Annotated in this window: 21 protein-coding genes and 1 pseudogene; 20 read left to right on the forward strand and 2 right to left on the reverse strand. The window is 63.2% G+C overall.

The window, feature by feature from the left end:
* Positions 1 to 354 precede the first annotated feature (354 nt).
* The 4 genes from GOB93_RS04000 (at position 355) to GOB93_RS04015 (ending at position 4,364) form a co-directional block, all read left to right on the forward strand.
* Positions 355 to 1,557 carry a DUF932 domain-containing protein gene (locus GOB93_RS04000; protein ID WP_173582252.1) on the forward strand — a complete coding sequence of 401 codons (1,203 nt, stop codon included), beginning with the start codon at positions 355 to 357 and terminating at the stop codon, positions 1,555 to 1,557.
* An 83-nt stretch (positions 1,558 to 1,640) separates the two neighbouring features.
* Positions 1,641 to 2,081 (forward strand): hypothetical protein, encoded by a 441-nt coding sequence (locus GOB93_RS04005; RefSeq protein ID WP_173582253.1) that lies wholly within the window; start codon positions 1,641 to 1,643, stop codon positions 2,079 to 2,081.
* Positions 2,068 to 3,114, forward strand: coding sequence for a DUF7146 domain-containing protein (locus tag GOB93_RS04010; RefSeq protein WP_019087054.1), 1,047 nt, complete (start codon positions 2,068 to 2,070; stop codon positions 3,112 to 3,114). The genes GOB93_RS04005 and GOB93_RS04010 overlap by 14 nt, the downstream gene beginning before the upstream one ends.
* A 323-nt stretch (positions 3,115 to 3,437) precedes the next feature.
* A complete protein-coding gene (locus GOB93_RS04015; RefSeq protein ID WP_173582254.1) occupies positions 3,438 to 4,364 on the forward strand; it encodes a DUF2493 domain-containing protein in 927 nt (308 codons plus the stop codon).
* 9 nt (positions 4,365 to 4,373) lie between these two features.
* Here the strand turns inward: GOB93_RS04015 and GOB93_RS04020 are convergent, their stop codons facing one another.
* Positions 4,374 to 4,583, reverse strand: a complete 210-nt coding sequence (locus tag GOB93_RS04020; RefSeq protein ID WP_003618751.1) for a hypothetical protein — start codon at positions 4,581 to 4,583, stop codon at positions 4,374 to 4,376.
* A gap of 163 nt (positions 4,584 to 4,746) precedes the next feature.
* On the opposite strand from GOB93_RS04020, the gene GOB93_RS04025 reads away from it, so the two are divergent.
* The 7 genes and pseudogenes from GOB93_RS04025 to GOB93_RS21400 all read left to right on the forward strand — a co-directional run bounded on the left by GOB93_RS04025 (position 4,747) and on the right by GOB93_RS21400 (position 8,248).
* Positions 4,747 to 5,187 carry a hypothetical protein gene (locus GOB93_RS04025; protein WP_003618753.1) on the forward strand — a complete coding sequence of 147 codons (441 nt, stop codon included), beginning with the start codon at positions 4,747 to 4,749 and terminating at the stop codon, positions 5,185 to 5,187.
* Between the two features lie 591 nt (positions 5,188 to 5,778).
* Positions 5,779 to 6,105, forward strand: coding sequence for a DUF736 domain-containing protein (locus GOB93_RS04030; protein ID WP_034931914.1), 327 nt, complete (start codon positions 5,779 to 5,781; stop codon positions 6,103 to 6,105).
* Between the two features lie 341 nt (positions 6,106 to 6,446).
* Positions 6,447 to 6,599, forward strand: a complete 153-nt coding sequence (locus GOB93_RS04035; RefSeq protein ID WP_173582255.1) for a hypothetical protein — start codon at positions 6,447 to 6,449, stop codon at positions 6,597 to 6,599.
* A 182-nt stretch (positions 6,600 to 6,781) separates the two neighbouring features.
* Positions 6,782 to 7,066, forward strand: coding sequence for a helix-turn-helix domain-containing protein (locus GOB93_RS04040; RefSeq protein WP_173582256.1), 285 nt, complete (start codon positions 6,782 to 6,784; stop codon positions 7,064 to 7,066).
* An 11-nt stretch (positions 7,067 to 7,077) separates the two neighbouring features.
* On the forward strand, positions 7,078 to 7,356 hold the full coding sequence (locus tag GOB93_RS04045; protein WP_173582257.1) for a DNA -binding domain-containing protein: 279 nt from the start codon (positions 7,078 to 7,080) through the stop codon (positions 7,354 to 7,356).
* Positions 7,357 to 7,491: 135 nt separating this feature from the next.
* A pseudogene (locus tag GOB93_RS21395) lies at positions 7,492 to 7,632 on the forward strand (transcriptional regulator domain-containing protein); the annotation flags it as partial.
* The gene (locus GOB93_RS21400) at positions 7,604 to 8,248 is read left to right on the forward strand and encodes a DUF2285 domain-containing protein (RefSeq protein ID WP_338422289.1); all 645 of its coding nucleotides are present in this window, start codon (positions 7,604 to 7,606) and stop codon (positions 8,246 to 8,248) included. The pseudogene GOB93_RS21395 and the gene GOB93_RS21400, both read left to right, overlap by 29 nt.
* Before the next feature lie 363 nt (positions 8,249 to 8,611).
* Here GOB93_RS21400 and GOB93_RS04055 read toward each other — a convergent pair whose 3' ends face one another.
* On the reverse strand, positions 8,612 to 10,066 hold the full coding sequence (locus GOB93_RS04055; protein ID WP_003618757.1) for a SulP family inorganic anion transporter: 1,455 nt from the start codon (positions 10,064 to 10,066) through the stop codon (positions 8,612 to 8,614).
* 662 nt (positions 10,067 to 10,728) lie between these two features.
* On the opposite strand from GOB93_RS04055, the gene GOB93_RS04060 reads away from it, so the two are divergent.
* From GOB93_RS04060 to GOB93_RS04100, 9 genes are read left to right on the forward strand one after another with little or no spacing between them, the layout of a single operon-like run.
* Positions 10,729 to 11,013: a helix-turn-helix transcriptional regulator gene (locus GOB93_RS04060; protein ID WP_003618758.1), complete on the forward strand. Its 285-nt coding sequence runs from the start codon at positions 10,729 to 10,731 to the stop codon at positions 11,011 to 11,013.
* Complete coding sequence (locus GOB93_RS04065) at positions 11,013 to 12,068, forward strand: replication initiator protein A (protein WP_048858929.1); 1,056 nt, start codon at positions 11,013 to 11,015, stop codon at positions 12,066 to 12,068. The genes GOB93_RS04060 and GOB93_RS04065 overlap by 1 nt, the downstream gene beginning before the upstream one ends.
* On the forward strand, positions 12,065 to 12,703 hold the full coding sequence (gene parA, locus GOB93_RS04070) for a ParA family partition ATPase (RefSeq protein ID WP_003618761.1): 639 nt from the start codon (positions 12,065 to 12,067) through the stop codon (positions 12,701 to 12,703). The genes GOB93_RS04065 and parA overlap by 4 nt, the downstream gene beginning before the upstream one ends.
* On the forward strand, positions 12,700 to 13,443 hold the full coding sequence (locus GOB93_RS04075; RefSeq protein ID WP_003618763.1) for a DNA-methyltransferase: 744 nt from the start codon (positions 12,700 to 12,702) through the stop codon (positions 13,441 to 13,443). Before parA ends, GOB93_RS04075 begins: the two co-directional genes overlap by 4 nt.
* Positions 13,440 to 13,682: a ribbon-helix-helix protein gene (locus tag GOB93_RS04080; RefSeq protein ID WP_003618765.1), complete on the forward strand. Its 243-nt coding sequence runs from the start codon at positions 13,440 to 13,442 to the stop codon at positions 13,680 to 13,682. Before GOB93_RS04075 ends, GOB93_RS04080 begins: the two co-directional genes overlap by 4 nt.
* Complete coding sequence (locus GOB93_RS04085) at positions 13,679 to 14,143, forward strand: DUF2840 domain-containing protein (protein ID WP_048858930.1); 465 nt, start codon at positions 13,679 to 13,681, stop codon at positions 14,141 to 14,143. The genes GOB93_RS04080 and GOB93_RS04085 overlap by 4 nt, the downstream gene beginning before the upstream one ends.
* Positions 14,140 to 14,682, forward strand: a complete 543-nt coding sequence (locus tag GOB93_RS04090) for a S26 family signal peptidase (RefSeq protein WP_003618770.1) — start codon at positions 14,140 to 14,142, stop codon at positions 14,680 to 14,682. Before GOB93_RS04085 ends, GOB93_RS04090 begins: the two co-directional genes overlap by 4 nt.
* Before the next feature lies 1 nt (position 14,683).
* On the forward strand, positions 14,684 to 15,022 hold the full coding sequence (locus GOB93_RS04095) for a DUF736 domain-containing protein (protein WP_003618772.1): 339 nt from the start codon (positions 14,684 to 14,686) through the stop codon (positions 15,020 to 15,022).
* A complete protein-coding gene (locus tag GOB93_RS04100; protein ID WP_003618774.1) occupies positions 15,009 to 15,710 on the forward strand; it encodes a lytic transglycosylase domain-containing protein in 702 nt (233 codons plus the stop codon). Before GOB93_RS04095 ends, GOB93_RS04100 begins: the two co-directional genes overlap by 14 nt.
* The last annotated feature ends 205 nt before the right edge of the window (positions 15,711 to 15,915 follow it).

Consider the following 15,915-nt stretch of genomic DNA (forward strand, 5'->3'; position numbering starts at 1 on the left):
TTTTTCATCAGTTTGTCCTGAAAGACAAAGTGCTTGGACGCATGCTGCCGCGGGGTTCCTCACTCAGTCAGTGATTGCGATCGGGAACCTATCTGATTTTCATGATTGGGCAGCATCGTGATGCTGGATTGCCAACAACGTCAGCTTTTTTCGGCTTCCGTTGTACAACAGATGTTCCGCTGTCCCCCCCCATTGCAGTCGTGATTTCCGGTAGGTGACGGGGACGCCGTGTTCCGGAATGAGGGGCCGGGTGTTTCTGCGGTTGGATGGGATCCCGCGTGGGAAGTGGTGATCAGAGGAAGAGGGGGGCTTCGCCTTCTGTGCCGAATAACCGGCATCAGAGGAGAGTTTTCCATGACCACGACTACCATCCTGCCTCCTGCGTCCCGTGGTGCAGCGTCCGGCGGCTTCCGCGTTGATCCTTCGCGCGGGGAGCGTAGCGCCCGCGTATCATCCGAATGGTTTTCCCGTCCCGATGACGAGCGTTACCTGTCCCTGTCCGATCTGCACGCGGCCACACTTGCCCGTACCGAGCGCGCCACGGCCCGCACGGTGGAAAGCCGCGCCATCCGAGTGGAGGCGAGCCGCGACAATGCCGAGCGCCTGACCCTGACCGTGCCGGGGCAGAATGACCCGATTGCTCCCACACACTGGTCCTTTGGCCAGATGTGCAGCCTGGTCGCCGCGCCGTCCTCGTATCTTCGAAACCTTCCGGCTCCGCTGGCGGCAATCAACCTGCAGCACGGGTTGCTGTCGCACCGGGCCGAACTGGTCAAGACGCTGGAAACCGAGGACGGGCGTGTGGAACTGCGCGCCGTCACGGGGCCGGATTACGGCCGCATCTGGGACCATGAGCTGGTCGGGGCGGTGCGCAAGATCGCCGGCGATGGCACAGGTGATACCAATTGGAAGGTGCCGGGTGTGATCGACTGGGCGACCATGACCCATAATCCGTACGTGGACATCACGAAGGAAACCACGACGCTCTACGCGTCAGACAGGGACGTTTTTTTATTCCTCGTGGATGATACGCATCCGATCGAGGCGGGACGTCTGCCCAACGGTGATCCCGATCTCTATTTCCGGGGTTTCTACGCCTGGAATTCCGAAGTCGGCAGCAAGAGCCTCGGCATCGCCTCCTTTTACCTGCGCGGAGTGTGTCAAAACCGCATGCTCTGGGGCGTGGAAAATTTCGAACAGATCACGATCCGGCATAGCAAGTTTGCAGCATCCCGTTTCGTGCATCAGGCGACACCAGCGCTACGGAATTTCGCCACGGCCAGCCCGGCCTCGTTCGTCTCGGGCATTCAGGCCTCGCGCAAGGCGCTGGTGGCGAAAACCGACGAGGACCGCGAAAGTTTCCTGCGTCGTCGCGGGTTCTCGAAACCGGAAACCACCAGGATCATCGAAACGGTCTTGCACGAAGAGGGCCGTAAGCCCGAGAGCGTGTTCGATTTCGTGCAGGGGATTACCGCACTGGCGCGGACAAAGGCCAACCAGGACACGCGGCTGGATCTCGAAGAGAAGGCCCGCAGGCTGATGGAGCGTGCGTCCTGAAAGCCGCTTCTTCGTCTTTCCGCCAATACGTTTTTACGAGCCCGGCCACTGTGCCGGGCTTTTTCGTTTCGGGAGTTCTTCCGATGGCTGATTTCTTCACGCATTTTTCCTGCGTGCTCGATGTGGGCACAGTGGACAATGCCGCAAAGGCGCTCGACCTCTACAATGAATTCATCGACGAACTGGCGGCGGAAGACCCGCCCTCTGACGGTTTTGTCCTGTCGATCGTGCCTGAATATGGTGGCACGAAACTCTGGATGCACGATGAGACAACCGGAGATCCGCATCAGGTGGTGGAATTCGTGCTACGCTGTGCGCGAATATTCCGGTTGCGGGGCCGATGGGGATTCCAGTGGGCCAATACGGCCTCACGTCCCCGGATAGGCGCCTTCAGCGGCGGTGCGCATCTGCTTGACCTTGGCAGGCGCAAAACGATTTCATGGATGACCACCGATCGCTGGCTGGCGATCGCCCTGGACGGAGGCAATCCCGACACAGGAGGGCAGGGCGATGACCTTGCATGATGCAGGCGATCTCGCCCGTCGTCTGGCGGAGAACGCGGAGGCGGTGTGCCGGCGGTATCTTTCCGCCGGTCGCCGTCACGGCAATTACTGGCTGGTCGGTGACGTGCGTAACGCGCCCGGCCGGTCGCTGTTCGTCCGGCTGCGCGACACCGCCAACGGCAGGGCCGGAAAATGGACGGATGCCAGTAGCGGCGAGCATGGCGACCTGCTCGACGTAATCCGCGAAAGCCTCGGCCTGGTGGATTTCCGTGACGTGGCGGACGAGGCGCGCGCCTTCCTCAGTCTACCTCGCCCCGATCCGGCACTTTCTTCAAGGGATTGTCCCGCGCAGGAACGCGGCCCTGCCAGTTCGTCGGAAGCCGCACGTCGACTCTGGGCCATGTCCGGGCCAATCGCGGGCACGTCCGTAGAGGCGTATCTCCGCAGACGCGACATTACGCTTTTGCACGGAACCGGAGCCCTGAGCTTCCATCCGCACTGCTATTATCGCCCGGACGACGACAGCCCGACCGAGACCTGGCCCGCCATGATCGCCGCCGTCACCGATCTCGACGGCACTCTGACCGGTGTGCACCGCACCTGGCTGGCGGAGGACGGCCGTGGCAAGGCGCCGGTCGATCATCCGCGTCGCGCCCTGGGCGGGCTGCTCGGCCATGCCGTGCGCTTTGGGGTGGCATCCGATGTGCTCGCCGCCGGGGAAGGCATCGAGACGGTGCTGTCGCTGCGGCAGGTTCTGCCCGATCTGCCATTGGCCGCATGCCTGTCCTCGGCGCATCTCGCCGCCCTGATCTTTCCGCCGCTGCTGCGCCGGCTCTACGTGCTGCGCGACGATGATCCGGCCGGGGATCAGGCGCTGGCGACGCTGCACGCCCGCGCGGATGACGCCGGGATCGAGGTGATCGGGCTGTCGCCACGGCTGGGCGATTTCAACGATGATCTCCGGGCGCTCGGACGCGGCGCACTGCGGGCGATCCTGCATCCGCAACTTGCGCCACCGGACGTGGCACGGTTTCTGGAGACTGCCGGCACATGAGCGGGCCGGAAAGAGGGGCGGGCGGTTTCCGTCTTCTATCGGCGGTCCTGTCGTGCCTCCCGTTCGGCAGGTTCGCGCCCCGGCCTTTCAAGTGGGGAGCGGGCGTCAGCCGGGCCGGGCCTTCAATGGCGTGAGCCAGCTATTTTCCGTCGCGCCCCTTTGGGGGCGCTTTACATCGCGAAGCAAAATAGCCGGCCCCCTGCCATCCTTCGCTGTGCTGCGGCCGCGCGCGAGCGCGCGGTTCCGGCCCGTCCCTGGTCTGCCGCTATCCGCCCCCGGAAAGGCCGCGAAGGGCGCGGCCGGAGACCTGGGAGGACCGCATCATGACCCGCACCGATGATTTTGAACCGCCGCACGCCGCTTCATCCACCGCTCATGTGCTGGCTGAACTTCAGATGTATGGCTACCGTCCCTTCGAGGACGAGCCTGATCCAAGGCCGCTGCCCGAAGCTCCGCGCATCGGGGGTGCTGTGGCCGACATCTTCGACGCCATTGCCGCGACGCTGACCGACACACGGCTGGAACCCGATCTCGAACCGCTGCTCTGGTCCACTGTCAACATCTTCCACCGTATGGTCGGCCAGGTGGAGCGTGAGCTTGACCGCAACGAACAGGCACAGAAGCGCGGGCAGCAGGAACAGGATGGCAGCGAGATACGCTCGGTGGAACTGGAGAGGCTGATTGCCGAAGGGCTGACCCTGATCGAGCGCCGCAACGCCTACGAGATCTTCCGCGATGAGGCGCAGGAGCAGTTCGAGCGCCTGACCCTGAGCGCGTGGCGGCCGAAGACCGGCTCGCTGGTGTCACGCCGCACGATGACGGCCTCCATGATCGATAGCCGCGACTTCCTCAACGCCCGACGCCGCGCCGAGGGCGAGTTGCTGGTCCCGCCCGGCCCCAAGGTCGTCGTCACTGGCGGTCTCGACTTCGACGACCATATTCTGATCTGGGATCGGCTCGACAGGGTCCGGGCCAAGCATCCCGACATGGTGCTGTTGCATGGCGGTTCGCCCAGGGGCGCGGAGTTCGTCGCGTCTCGCTGGGCTAATCACCGCGAGATCGTGCAGATCGCTTTCAAGCCGGACTGGACGAAGCATGCCAAGGCCGCGCCCTTCCGCCGCAACGACGCCATGCTCGATACCTTGCCGATTGGCGTCATCGTCTTTCCCGGAACCGGTATCCAGGAGAATTTGGCCGACAAGGCGAAGCGCCTCGGTATCCCGGTCCTGCGGTTCGGAGGCGGCGCGTGAGCGCCGTCTTCAGTCCGGATTACCCGTGACGGCGATCCGCGCGGAACGGGCATAGAAGGCGAGTTCGGTATCGCCGGGCGCCAGAAGGTCGAGCAGGCCCTTCATGTCCTGCATGTCCGAATAGGACTGAAACGGCCCTGGTTGCTGTTCAATGGCCAGCACTGCAATGGCGAGCGCCTTTTTGACCAGATGCAGTTCGCGTCCCGTGATGTCCGCCATGACGTTGTCTCCCTGAGCAGCCCCACGATGCACGTCCGCTTGGCGGACGTCAGTACGATTCTCGTTCCGTCGATACATCGTTTTCTCTATGATGCGGATTGCGCCGTGGTGGTGGTGGCAGGCGTGACCGTCAGATCATGTCATCTCTACGGGAGCCGCCATCATGGTGATCTTCGCACCGTTCCTGATCGTCGCCGGCATCGGATTTTTCTGCTGGCTCATGTTCACGCTCGCGGTCTTCGCCTTGCCGTTTGCTGGCGGGTTGTATGCCGGGCTCTGGGCGTTTCATACCGGTGCCGGAGTGATTGGCGCCCTGATCGTCGGCGTCGTGGCGGGGATAGCGACTTTCGTCGCCGGTCAGATCGCACTCGCCTGCGCGCCGTGGATCTGGCTGAGAGGGCTGATCGTCCTGCTCTATACCGTGCCCGCCATCATTGCCGGTTATAGCGCCACGCACGGTCTCGCCGAGATGATGATGCCGTCCGTCGTCTGGCAGCTCTTCTTTTCGGTCATCGGCGCCATTGCGGTCGGCATCACCGCGTTCGTCCGCTTTACCGGCATGGCCCCGCCCGAACCGGCCAACGGGAGCGTCGCGCGGGTCTGACCGCCTGCGCGGCAGCCGGCGGGCAGGCATGGATCAGGTACCTGCCTGTCTTTCCACGTCATCGAGAGGCGGGGAGCGATGGGCAGCGAAGCGCGGATGCGACGCGCTGTTCCAGATACGGTCCGCCTGTTGAAGCAAACGAACTGGCGCTCTGATTTCCCGCAGGCCGATCGCAACGGGGAAGCCGGGCATGTCCGGTGAGGCGCAGTCCCGGAACGGGCCGGTTCGGTGGGCTGGTATGGAGGGAGGATGACGCCGTCATTCTGGTTGCCGCCGGATCTCGTGCGCTGTGCCGGTCGCCATAGTCTCCGTGATGTGTGCTCTGTCGGGCCGCGCACGCATGCTGCCTCTCAAGATGGCTGATCTAGCCGAAGGCCGGCTACGCCTCGATCGGCTATGGCGCAACAACGGGCCATAATTTTCTTCCCCTGCCGGCTGCGCCGTCATTCCTCGCGCACCAAGAAAATTCTGTCCCGCCGTCCTCCGCTGCGCTTCGGCCCCAAGGGATGCGCCGCCGCTCGCCTCCGTCTGTCCGATCGCCATCGAGGCCGCAATGGTGCGGGCTCGATAACAGAGATCACGGAGAGTATCATGGCCACCATCGGCACCTTCAAGAAAGTCGGCAACGGGTATAACGGCGAGATCGTCACCCTCTCGCTCCAGACCCCCAACGTCCGTATCGCCCCCGAGACCACGCGCGCGAACGACAACGCCCCCAGCCACCGCGTCTTCGTAGGCAGGGTGGAGATCGGGGCGGCCTGGTCCCGGCGCTCCAACGAGGGGCGCGACTATCTGAGCCTCAAGCTCGACGATCCGAGCTTCAACGCCCCGATCTTCGCCAATCTCTTCGATGACGAGGACGGCGAGGGTTACAGCCTGATCTGGTCCCGCCCCAACGGTCGCCGCAACGGCGACTGAGGCACCCGCGATCCCCGCCCGGCCGGTCCGGGCGGGGCCTTCGTGATAGCGGGCCGGAACGGAAGTGCGCGCGCGGCTTATCGCCCTCGATCCGATCGGTCTGTCTTCGGGCGTGGCGGGGGGAACAGGGCTTTCCTCAGTCTTCCCATTGTACCATGCCCGACGTGAACCGCCTCAAGGACGCGCGGTCCCCCCAATTTTGCCCGGTGCACCCTGCGGGCACACCGGACAAAATCGGCTCCCCCGCGCGCCGGCGAGCCGGTCGCCTGCGGCGATCCCTGACCCGGCTCCCGCGTGCATGAGGCGGAGTCCTGTCTTCGAGAAACGAAAGGAGCAGGACGATGACCACGCTACACGACCATATCCAGATGCTGCGCGCCGAACTGACCAGCTTTTACCTGAGCCACCGCGAGCGCCGGCAGATCGAGCGCGAACTGAAGCAGGCATGCGCGCAATTCGCGGCCAGATACCACGACGACGAGCCCCCGGCGTAAGGCGGGGGTTTTTCGTTTGATCTTACATGCCGACAATCCACCGCCAGGTTCTCTCCGTCGGGGAGCCCCGCTACCGACTCTCTTCCGGCATCATGCTGAAAGAACGGTGTTGAATCTTCGTATTGCGACTATTATAGTCGTATTTCTGGTGTGCATGCCCCGTGTGTCGGATGTGATCATGGATGATCACTGGCCGACAGGTAAGGGCAGCACGGGCACTCCTGAACTGGACACAGGAGATGCTTGCTGAAAAGGCCCTCGTAGCACTGACCGCGCTCAAGCGCCTTGAATCCGAACGCGGTCTCGGCGTTCATGAGGGCACAACCGACCAGGTTCGCCGCGCGCTGGAGGCGGCGGGCATCCTGTTCATCGAGTCCGGACAAGGACGCGGCGTCATGTTTCTTAACGAGACTTCCGGCACCGAAACGCGGCAGGCTAGGGCGCGTCGCGTTCGTTCTCCGACCTGATCGGCCCCATCATGCAGAAGCCCCCGCTCGACCCGTCTGTCGCCGACAGCGCTCCGGAAGCGTCCTGTCTCACCGGCTACGACGAACAGCATCTGATTACCTATCTCCGCCTGCTGGATGCCGAGGCCGACGGCGCCGACTGGCGCGAGGTCGCCCGCATCGTGCTCCACCGCGACCCGGTGGTTGACCCCGAGGGCGTCCACCGCTGCTGGCACAGTCATCTGGCGCGGGCGCACTGGATGACCAGGCATGGCTACCAGCATCTCCTGCGCGGCGGCGCGCCTCACTAAAACACCCAGGAATCGTTGCGTGATCCGCAAGACCTGTTGCAGGACCGGGGCGTAGCGGGCAGCGGGCCGGTCTGGCATACTCTCGCGAGCAAGTGCTTGCCCTGTTCCCACCCGTTACGCATCGGAGACGACGCCATGAGCCGCGCCAACTGGCAGTCGGCGAGCGCGTACGAGGGCCTGCGGTCGCTCGACGCCCCTGCCTTTGCTTTGCAGTTTGTCAGTCGCAATCGGGACTTTATCCGCGATCGTGCCGCCCTTCAGCGCGCCGCGCGCCGGGCCGCGCTATCCGCAACAGACGCCGAAGCCTTCGCCCGGCGCTGGGGGTTGCGATTTCGAGAGTGTCCGCACGGCCCTCAATCCGCGTACCGCCCTCTGGACTGTTGCGGTATCGCCGGCCGTGATTGCGGTTGTCCCCCTGCCGACAGCATTGGCTGACGCGCCGTATCGGCCACTCTCACTCGCTTGGGCAGCCGATATGGCGGGAGAAGTGCTGGTTGAGCGGGAGGAGACGATCCTGCGGCTGTACGTCCTGCCGCCTGACGGGGCTCAGGTCGGCGTGCTTCTGCCGCTCGACGCTCTGTTCGAATTGCGTGTCCAGGCCGCCTTGCGGCTCTGGCGCGTGCTGATGGAGCGGCGTCCCGGTCGTGATCCGGCCTGCCTGTCATCCGATCGCATCCGCAGGCTGATCCTGGCGCTCCGGACGCTCGACGGTCTGGACGACGGGGTGTCGCAGCGCGAGATCGCCGGCGTCCTGTTCGGTCGGGAGGTTTCCGCAGGGGACTGGCTCTCCCATGATCTGCATTTCCGCATGAAACGGCTGGTGCGTTTTGCGCGGGGACTGACTGACGGAGGATATCGGCGCCTGCTACTGCACCCGTTTCGGGGACGATAGTGGATGATGAATGTCTTGTAGGGCCGGAAGAACAGAACAAGGAGGCTGATAGTATCCATGGCCTCACTGCTGGCCGCTCCGGTGCTTTGTGTCGAGGAAAACCGAAAATGGTCCGCTATTGGAGACGCGTGACGGTTCGTTGAAAAGAAGAAGTGAGGCTTCAGATACATAAGGAGAAAATAGTCCATTCCTGAACATTATACGTCAAAAGATAACGTTGACACGAGCCATCGCATGTTTGCATCGGGAATGTTTCTGCAGGGGCAGTTATTTTGTAATCGAATACCGCAACCCAGATATGGAAAACCTGCCCGGAAAAATTGGCCTGACGGCGAATTTTTCCGGACATTTATTCGAAGTTTATCAGGTGGTCAGGAGCTTTTCACTGGTCAACCGCATGACGATGCCATGCCGGAGCGCATGCAAGCCCTCGATTTCAACTTCAATGTCGCGAGCCTTGAGTTTGGATACGATCTTCTCAATCATAGCCACCGAGGTCACGTCCCAGAAATGGGCGTTGTTCAGCCTGATGACGACCCGGCGCGCATTGGTCCTGAAGTCGATCTGATCGTGAAGAAGGTCAGACGAAGCAAAGAAAACCTGTCCCTCAACCTCGTAGATATCCGTACCCTCTTCTCTGATCTTTTTGACGTGCATCAAATGCGTCATAGACCAGGCAAAGAACACACCACTGAGCAGAACACCGACGAGCACACCTAGAGCCAGATCCGAGGATGCGACAGTCACGGCAACGGTTACGACCATGACGAGGCTTGAGAGCTTTGGAAAACGCGCAAGATCACGCAGGGATGACCACGAGAATGTGCTGATTGAGACCATGCACATAATGGCGACAAGGGCAGCCATTGGAATGCGGGCGACATAAGTATGCAGCATGACCATCAGAAACAGCAGGAAAGCGCCGGCAGTAAAGGTCGACAGACGTCCTTGGCCGCCGTACCGAAGATTGCCGACTGTCTGCCCTACCATACCGCACCCGGCGATGCCGCCGAACAGTCCTACAAACACATTCGAGACACCAAGACCTACGCATTCCATTCTGGGATCACCGTGCGTGTCGGTCTCATCATCCACGACACCTGCTGTCATTAGAGATTCAAGGAGGCCCACAGATGCCATCGCAAGGGCATAGGGAAACACAATTTTCAGTGTGGCCAGATTGAATGGTACGTGGGGGATCGTAAAAGCAGGAAGGCCTGTCGGCAGCGTGCCCAGATCAGAGACAGTGTGCACCGGCATTGGATACCACATCGTGATGCCTGTCAGAACTACGATACAGATCAGGGGCGACGGTATCAGGGTTGATATCCGTGGCATGAGATAGATGATGGCAAGCCCAAGGGCAATCAGTGCATACGTGTGCCACGTCACATGAAGCATTTGTGGTAACTGTGCCGAAAAGATCAGGATCGCGAGAGCATTCACAAAGCCGGTGCGGACCTCAGCCGATACGAAGCGCATAATGACCTGAAAGCCAAGCGCACCGAAAATGATCTGTAGTCCGCCAGCCAGTAATGTCGCGACGAGAAGGTATTGAAGCCCGTAGCTATGCACGAGGGCCGCGGCTACGAGGGCCACGGAACCCGCCGCCCCTGAGATCATTCCCGGGCGGCCACCGGTGATGGAAATGGCGACGCTAATGACAAATGACGCGAAAAGGGAGACGGCGGGAGAGACGCCGGCAACGTAGGAGAAAGCAATGACCTCGGGAATGAGGGCGAAGGTGCCGACCATTCCGGCCAGCACTTCGCGCAGCGGGTTATAAGCCCACTGCGACCGATAAGTCGCAAAGTTCATGGCGTTTTTTCGAAACCTCTCTAGGTAGTAAGCACGCTCAATAAGGTTTCGTCGTATTGTGGCCCGACGCGGCAATGGTGCTTGCAGGGTAGTCAGGTCGTGAGGTCGATGCAACCCGAGAAGACAGACCAGCCAACACAACGTTGACTGCTGCAATGGCGTGATCGTCTTGTGAGGACCGACATCCCAACGTCCCAGAACGTATGGACTGTAGACCGCTGCCCCACTGTTGAACCCGGCTTTCTTTCTCTGTTGGCTGAACCGGACGGCGACACGATGCAGTAAGCGGTCCAGGCCCCATGTCCTTGGCTACTGGGTCATGGGGCCCGGCATGGGCTAAGTTCGCAATTTGCTGAGAGCAGACCATATGGCATGGGTTATGGTTCAGAAACTGGCAGACTGGCTCGTGTCATCGCAGCATGATGTCCGCTTACCGAAACCTTCAGCAGAACTTTGTATGATTGGGACGAGGGCGAAAGCCGAAATCCAGTTGGTTCGGTCGCCCGGTTCGAGGCGGCCGCGTCGCCATCTCCCGCCAGTCAAGGACCGATCTCGCCCCCCGATGAGATCGGTCCTAGTCCCGGAAGACCTCGCTCCGCCACGCTGATCCCTGCTGGCCGCATCTGTCCCGCGGCCCCAGCCAGCGACCACGGAGCCACCTCATGTCCGCCAATTACAGCGATCTGCCGCCGCGCTATCTGCGCACGCCCGACGCCTCGCGCTTCGTCGGACTATCTATTCGCACACTGGAGAAACACCGGATCTACGGCACCGGACCGCGCTACTCGAAGCTCGGTGGCCGCGTGGTCTATCGGGTGGATGAGTTGCAGGCCTGGGTCGAGAGTGGTGCCCGCGCCCATACCTCGGACACCACTGCCGGCGTCGTGCCGGCGGCCGCGCGGCAAAGTCCGCTGATTCCGCCGACATCACGCGGGAGCCGTCGCTGATGCCTCCGCCCGGCAGGGCGCGCTCCGAGCGCGAGCAACTGGAACTCTTCCACGCTATCGCGGGAGATTTCGCTCCTCGTGACGCACAGGATCTGATGGCGTTTCCGTTCTTCAGCCTCGCCAAATCCCCCCGCATGGTCCCGATCGATTACCGGACCCCGGACGTCACCATCCGGGTCGAGGCGTCTGCCGAACATGGCATGGCCACGATCTGGGATGCTGACGTGCTGATCTGGGCCGCCAGCCATCTCGTTGCCGCGCGTGACGCCGGTCGGCGCACGTCGCGGCTGATGGTGGCCAGCCCGCGCGAGATCCTGACCTTCATCGGTCGGGGCGACAGCGCGCGGGACTATGAGCGGCTGGAAGCGGCCTTCGACCGGCTGCAATCCACCACGATCAAGACGTCGCTGCGGCAGACCGGCAAGGGGCAACTGCACCGCTTTTCCTGGATCAACGAATGGAAACGGCATACCGCGCGGGAAGGGCGCACCCGCGTGATCGAACTGATCCTGCCCGACTGGTTCTACCAGGCGGTTCTCGATGACGCGCTCGTGCTGACCATCGACCCGGCCTATTTTGGCCTCACCGGCGGTCTGGAGCGCTGGCTCTATCGCATCGTGCGCAAGCATGGCGGTCGCCAGCGTGCGGGCTGGGCCTTCGGCCTGCGCCATCTCTACGAAAAATCCGCCAGTCTTTCCCCCTATCGGCGCTTTGCCTTCGAACTGCGCGACATGGCGAAGCGGCAGCCCTTTGCCGGCTATCGGCTGTCGGTGCGTCCCGACCGCAACGGCAATGACACGCTGGCCTTTGCACCTGTCAAATTATCCACAGGCGTCTGTGGACAAGCTGTGAGTTCATCCGTGCTATCAGTTGTGGATTTATCCGTGCCATCACTGCCACGGCATCCGTGCTATCGTTTGCGGAAAACGCCGAATCATGACATTGAATCAATTGGTTACGACGCCCTTAACTTAGATTCTAACTTAAAAGAGTCTAACTTTAAGGATGTTGGCCCCCCTGCCGATCCGTGGAAAACCCCCGGAGAGGGGCCATGATCGTGGCTTTCCTCAACCAGAAGGGCGGCGTCGGCAAGACGACTCTGGCGCTGCATCTCGCCGGCCAATGGGCTCGGGAAGGCCAGCGCGTGACGGTCATCGACGCCGATCCGCAGGGTTCGGCGCTGGACTGGTCGGCGCAGCGCGCGCGGGAAGGACTGCCCCGGCTGTTCGGCGTGATCGGGCTGGCACGCGACACACTCCACCACGAGGCGCCCCAACTAGCTCAGGGGGTGGATCACGTCGTCATCGACGGTCCGCCTCGGGTGGCGGCATTATTGCGCTCCGCTCTGCTGGCTGCCGACCTGGTGCTGATTCCCGCGCAGCCTTCGCCGTTCGACGGATGGGCTTCGGCCGAGATGCTGCGGCTGCTGGAGGACGCGCGCTTCTTCCGTCCCGGCCTGCTGGCCCGCTTCGTGCTCAACCGCTGCGCCGCGCGCACGGTCATCGCCCGCGAAACCCGGCTGGCGCTGATGGGGCATGAGCCTGCCGCTCTAGCGGCGCGGATCGGCCAGCGGGTTGCTTTCGCCGACGCCGCGCGCACCGGCCGCCTGGTCTGCGACCTGCGCCCGCACGGGATTGCCGCCCGCGAAATCGCCGCCCTGACGGCCGAGATCGGGGGGCTGGTGCCATGACCCTCCTGACCGGCGACAGCGCGCTCCTGATGCCCTGGCACGGCCCCTACGACATGATCCTGGTCGACCCGCCCTATGGCGATACGTCGCTCGCCTGGGACCGGCGCGTGGCGGACTGGCCCGGCAAGGCACTCGCCGCCCTGAAACCGAGCGGCTCGCTCTGGGTCTTCGGCTCCCTGCGGAGCTTTCTCGCATCCAACGCGGCATTTCGGAATGCGGGCTGGAAATATGCTCAGGAACTGGTCTGGGAGAAGCAGAACGGTTCCAGCTTCCATGCCGATCGCTTCCGCCGCGTGCATGAACTGATCGTCCAGTTCTATCGCGACGATACGCCCTGGCGCGCCGTCTACAATGTTGTTCCCACCACGTCCGATGCGCGGGCGCGCACGGTAAGGCGGAGACACCGGCCGCCCCACATGGGCCGGATCGATGCCGGCCATTACGTGAGCGAGGATGGCGGCCCGCGCCTGATGCGCTCCGTGATTCCGGTCCGCAATGCGCATGGGCGCGCCATCCATCCCACCGAGAAGCCGGTGGCACTGCTGGAGATCCTGATCCGCACGAGCTGCCCACCAGGTGGCCTGGTGGGCGACTGGTTCGCCGGCTCGGGCGCGGCCGGTGTCGCCTGCCGGCTCGCCGGTCGGCGCTATGTCGGCTGCGAGATCGATCCAGTCATGGCGCAAAAGGCGCGCGACCGCATCGCCTCCGTGCTGCCGCTCGGCGAAGGAATTTCGCCATGACGGAACGTCGCACGCCGCCCGGCTTCGCGGCGCGTCCCGCCGATCCCGAACGCTGGGTCAGGGCGCCGGACAAGCCTTCGACCATCAACCGCTTTACCGCCCGGCTGACCATCGACGTCACGCCGGCGCTGCGCGCGCGGCTCAAGGTCGCGGCGTTCCAGCGCGGCATCACGGTCGCCGACATGCTGCGCGCGCTGCTGGCCCGCGAGTTCCCCGATACTGCTGGAGATGTGCCATGACCGACACCCTCGCTCATGTCGAACTGACCTGGATCGAGAAGCGCATCGAGCACTGGATCCGCTTCGGCTCTGTCGCCCATGAGCAGATTCTCGATCGTCGTCGGCGGATACTGAGCTTTCCGCCGGACACCGTATTCGCCTTCCTGCGCTGGGCAGCGAACGATTACGGCACGGTGGTGTCCTGCATCGACATCGTGCGCGTCACCCGTCCCGGCGAGCCGTATCAGACGGTGCCGTTCGTGCGCCCCGGCGGGGAGAGCCTGTTGCGCCAGAGCGGTTGGCCGAAGGTCCGTCTGGTGCTCGAAGCTGTCGATCGTATCGAAGCTATCGGCATCGACCCCGTCGACGTGGCGCCCGAGCATTGGCGGCATCTGCACAATCGGATGCTCTCCGGGCAGGCGGCACGCTCCTACACGCGCGACCGCCATCAGGCCTGGCTGCGCCGGAGGGCGGTGTCATGACGCGCCTTGGTTGGTTCTTCACCACGTATTTCGCAATACTCGGTGTTGGCACGTCAGTGGCGATTCATCCGGCGCCCCGGCTGATCTGGAATGCCACCGCCAGTACACCGGTCGGATTGTATCGCCTGCAATCGGTAAGCACCCTGCATGTCGACGACCTGATCGCGATCCGACCACCGGCCGACATTGCCACGATGCTGGCGCACGGCGGCTATCTGCCCCTCGGTGTGCCGCTGCTCAAGCCGGTTGCCGCACTGCCGGGGCAATTGGTCTGCCGGATCGGTACTGCTGTTTCGGTCGACGGCAAGGCGCTTGGCGAGGCACTCGCCTACGATCATCGCGGTCGTCCGCTGCCGATCTGGCAAGGCTGTCGGCACGTCCTGCCCGGCCAGATTTTCGTCATGAACGCAGCAGTCCCGACCAGTCTTGACGGTCGCTATTTCGGCATCCTGCCGGTCGCTGCGGTGCTCGGCCGCGCGCAGCCGCTGTGGCTCGTGCCGTCACCGATGTCTCCCACCCCCAAGCAGAAACGAGGCTGACATGGCCCAGATCGGAACTTTTACACGCACGGCTGACGGCTTCGCCGGTCGGCTGCGCACGCTCGCCCTCGACGTCGAACTAACGATCGTGCCGGCGACATCGTCGGACGCCGAGCATGCGCCCGATTATCGCGTCCATCTCGGTGACGCCGATGCCGGACCAGAGGTCGGCGCGGCCTGGAAACGCACCGGCGAGAAGGCGGGCACCTATCTCTCGCTGGTTCTCGACGACCCCATGCTGGCGCAGCCGATCCGCGCCAATCTGTTCCAGTCCGATCGTCAGGGGCGTGCCTTCCATCTGGTCTGGAGCCGCCCGGTGAAGCGTGATGACCGGCGGTAAGGCGGCGCTCCGTCTGCTCGGTGTCGTGCTTCCGGCCGTCGTTTCATTGACGGTGCCGACGCATAATGCGGTTGCCGATCCCTACGCCGACATGATCGCGGAAGCCGCCACGCGCGCGCAGATTCCGGCCTCATGGATTGCTGCCGTGCTGCACGCGGAGAGCAGGGGCGATGCGCATGCCGTGTCGTCGGCGGGTGCGATGGGGCTCATGCAGGTGATGCCCGGAACATGGGCCAGCCTGCGTACGTCGCTCGGCCTCGGCGACGATCCGTTCGACCCGCGTGACAACATTCTGGCTGGTGCGACCTATCTGCGCTGGATGCGGGATCGCTATGGCGAAGCCGGATTTCTGGCTGCTTATAATGCCGGTCCCGCGCGCTATGACGAGCATCTCGCAACCGGCCGACCACTGCCTGCCGAGACGCGGGATTACGTTGCATCGGTCAGCGCGCGGCTGGCTCTTCCGCCTGCCGATGACATCGTGATCGGTGCTTCGGAGACACCGTCCTGGCAGAGATCTTCACTCTTTCCGGCGTCATTCCTGCGCACAGGAAATGCCCCTCGGCATGGCGAGAGCGCGCATGATCCGGTGCATGCCGATGACGCTCGCCCGACAGACTGGACGGCACTCGCACCGCAGTCGGTCGGGCTGTTCATCGCCTCAGGGCATGGGGAAGCACGTCGATGACCCCCGTTCCGGTCCATCGGGCGTTGGCGGGCCATGGGTGCCTTTGGGAGGGGGCGCTGGGGGGAGGCTGGCAACGGAGGGAAGGACGGCAAGGTAAAAGCAGCGCCCGTTCGGGGCTGCATGTGGTTGGTTTGATTGGGGAATTTGTCCTCTCACCACGCACCGCCTGCGGCGGCCCGTGCCATTTTCCTAATCTTTTCAACGA

Source organism: Acetobacter musti (genome assembly GCF_011516835.1).
GTDB lineage: Bacteria > Pseudomonadota > Alphaproteobacteria > Acetobacterales > Acetobacteraceae > Acetobacter > Acetobacter musti.

Coding starts and splice junctions, on each gene's coding strand:
- GOB93_RS04000 (WP_173582252.1), top strand. CDS start 355: ATGACCACGACTACCATCCTGCCTCCTGCGTCCCGTGGTGCAGCGTCC.
- GOB93_RS04005 (WP_173582253.1), top strand. CDS start 1,641: ATGGCTGATTTCTTCACGCATTTTTCCTGCGTGCTCGATGTGGGCACA.
- GOB93_RS04010 (WP_019087054.1), top strand. CDS start 2,068: ATGACCTTGCATGATGCAGGCGATCTCGCCCGTCGTCTGGCGGAGAAC.
- GOB93_RS04015 (WP_173582254.1), top strand. CDS start 3,438: ATGACCCGCACCGATGATTTTGAACCGCCGCACGCCGCTTCATCCACC.
- GOB93_RS04020 (WP_003618751.1), bottom strand. CDS start 4,583: ATGGCGGACATCACGGGACGCGAACTGCATCTGGTCAAAAAGGCGCTC.
- GOB93_RS04025 (WP_003618753.1), top strand. CDS start 4,747: ATGGTGATCTTCGCACCGTTCCTGATCGTCGCCGGCATCGGATTTTTC.
- GOB93_RS04030 (WP_034931914.1), top strand. CDS start 5,779: ATGGCCACCATCGGCACCTTCAAGAAAGTCGGCAACGGGTATAACGGC.
- GOB93_RS04035 (WP_173582255.1), top strand. CDS start 6,447: ATGACCACGCTACACGACCATATCCAGATGCTGCGCGCCGAACTGACC.
- GOB93_RS04040 (WP_173582256.1), top strand. CDS start 6,782: ATGATCACTGGCCGACAGGTAAGGGCAGCACGGGCACTCCTGAACTGG.
- GOB93_RS04045 (WP_173582257.1), top strand. CDS start 7,078: ATGCAGAAGCCCCCGCTCGACCCGTCTGTCGCCGACAGCGCTCCGGAA.
- GOB93_RS04055 (WP_003618757.1), bottom strand. CDS start 10,066: ATGAACTTTGCGACTTATCGGTCGCAGTGGGCTTATAACCCGCTGCGC.
- GOB93_RS04060 (WP_003618758.1), top strand. CDS start 10,729: ATGTCCGCCAATTACAGCGATCTGCCGCCGCGCTATCTGCGCACGCCC.
- GOB93_RS04065 (WP_048858929.1), top strand. CDS start 11,013: ATGCCTCCGCCCGGCAGGGCGCGCTCCGAGCGCGAGCAACTGGAACTC.
- parA (WP_003618761.1), top strand. CDS start 12,065: ATGATCGTGGCTTTCCTCAACCAGAAGGGCGGCGTCGGCAAGACGACT.
- GOB93_RS04075 (WP_003618763.1), top strand. CDS start 12,700: ATGACCCTCCTGACCGGCGACAGCGCGCTCCTGATGCCCTGGCACGGC.
- GOB93_RS04080 (WP_003618765.1), top strand. CDS start 13,440: ATGACGGAACGTCGCACGCCGCCCGGCTTCGCGGCGCGTCCCGCCGAT.
- GOB93_RS04085 (WP_048858930.1), top strand. CDS start 13,679: ATGACCGACACCCTCGCTCATGTCGAACTGACCTGGATCGAGAAGCGC.
- GOB93_RS04090 (WP_003618770.1), top strand. CDS start 14,140: ATGACGCGCCTTGGTTGGTTCTTCACCACGTATTTCGCAATACTCGGT.
- GOB93_RS04095 (WP_003618772.1), top strand. CDS start 14,684: ATGGCCCAGATCGGAACTTTTACACGCACGGCTGACGGCTTCGCCGGT.
- GOB93_RS04100 (WP_003618774.1), top strand. CDS start 15,009: ATGACCGGCGGTAAGGCGGCGCTCCGTCTGCTCGGTGTCGTGCTTCCG.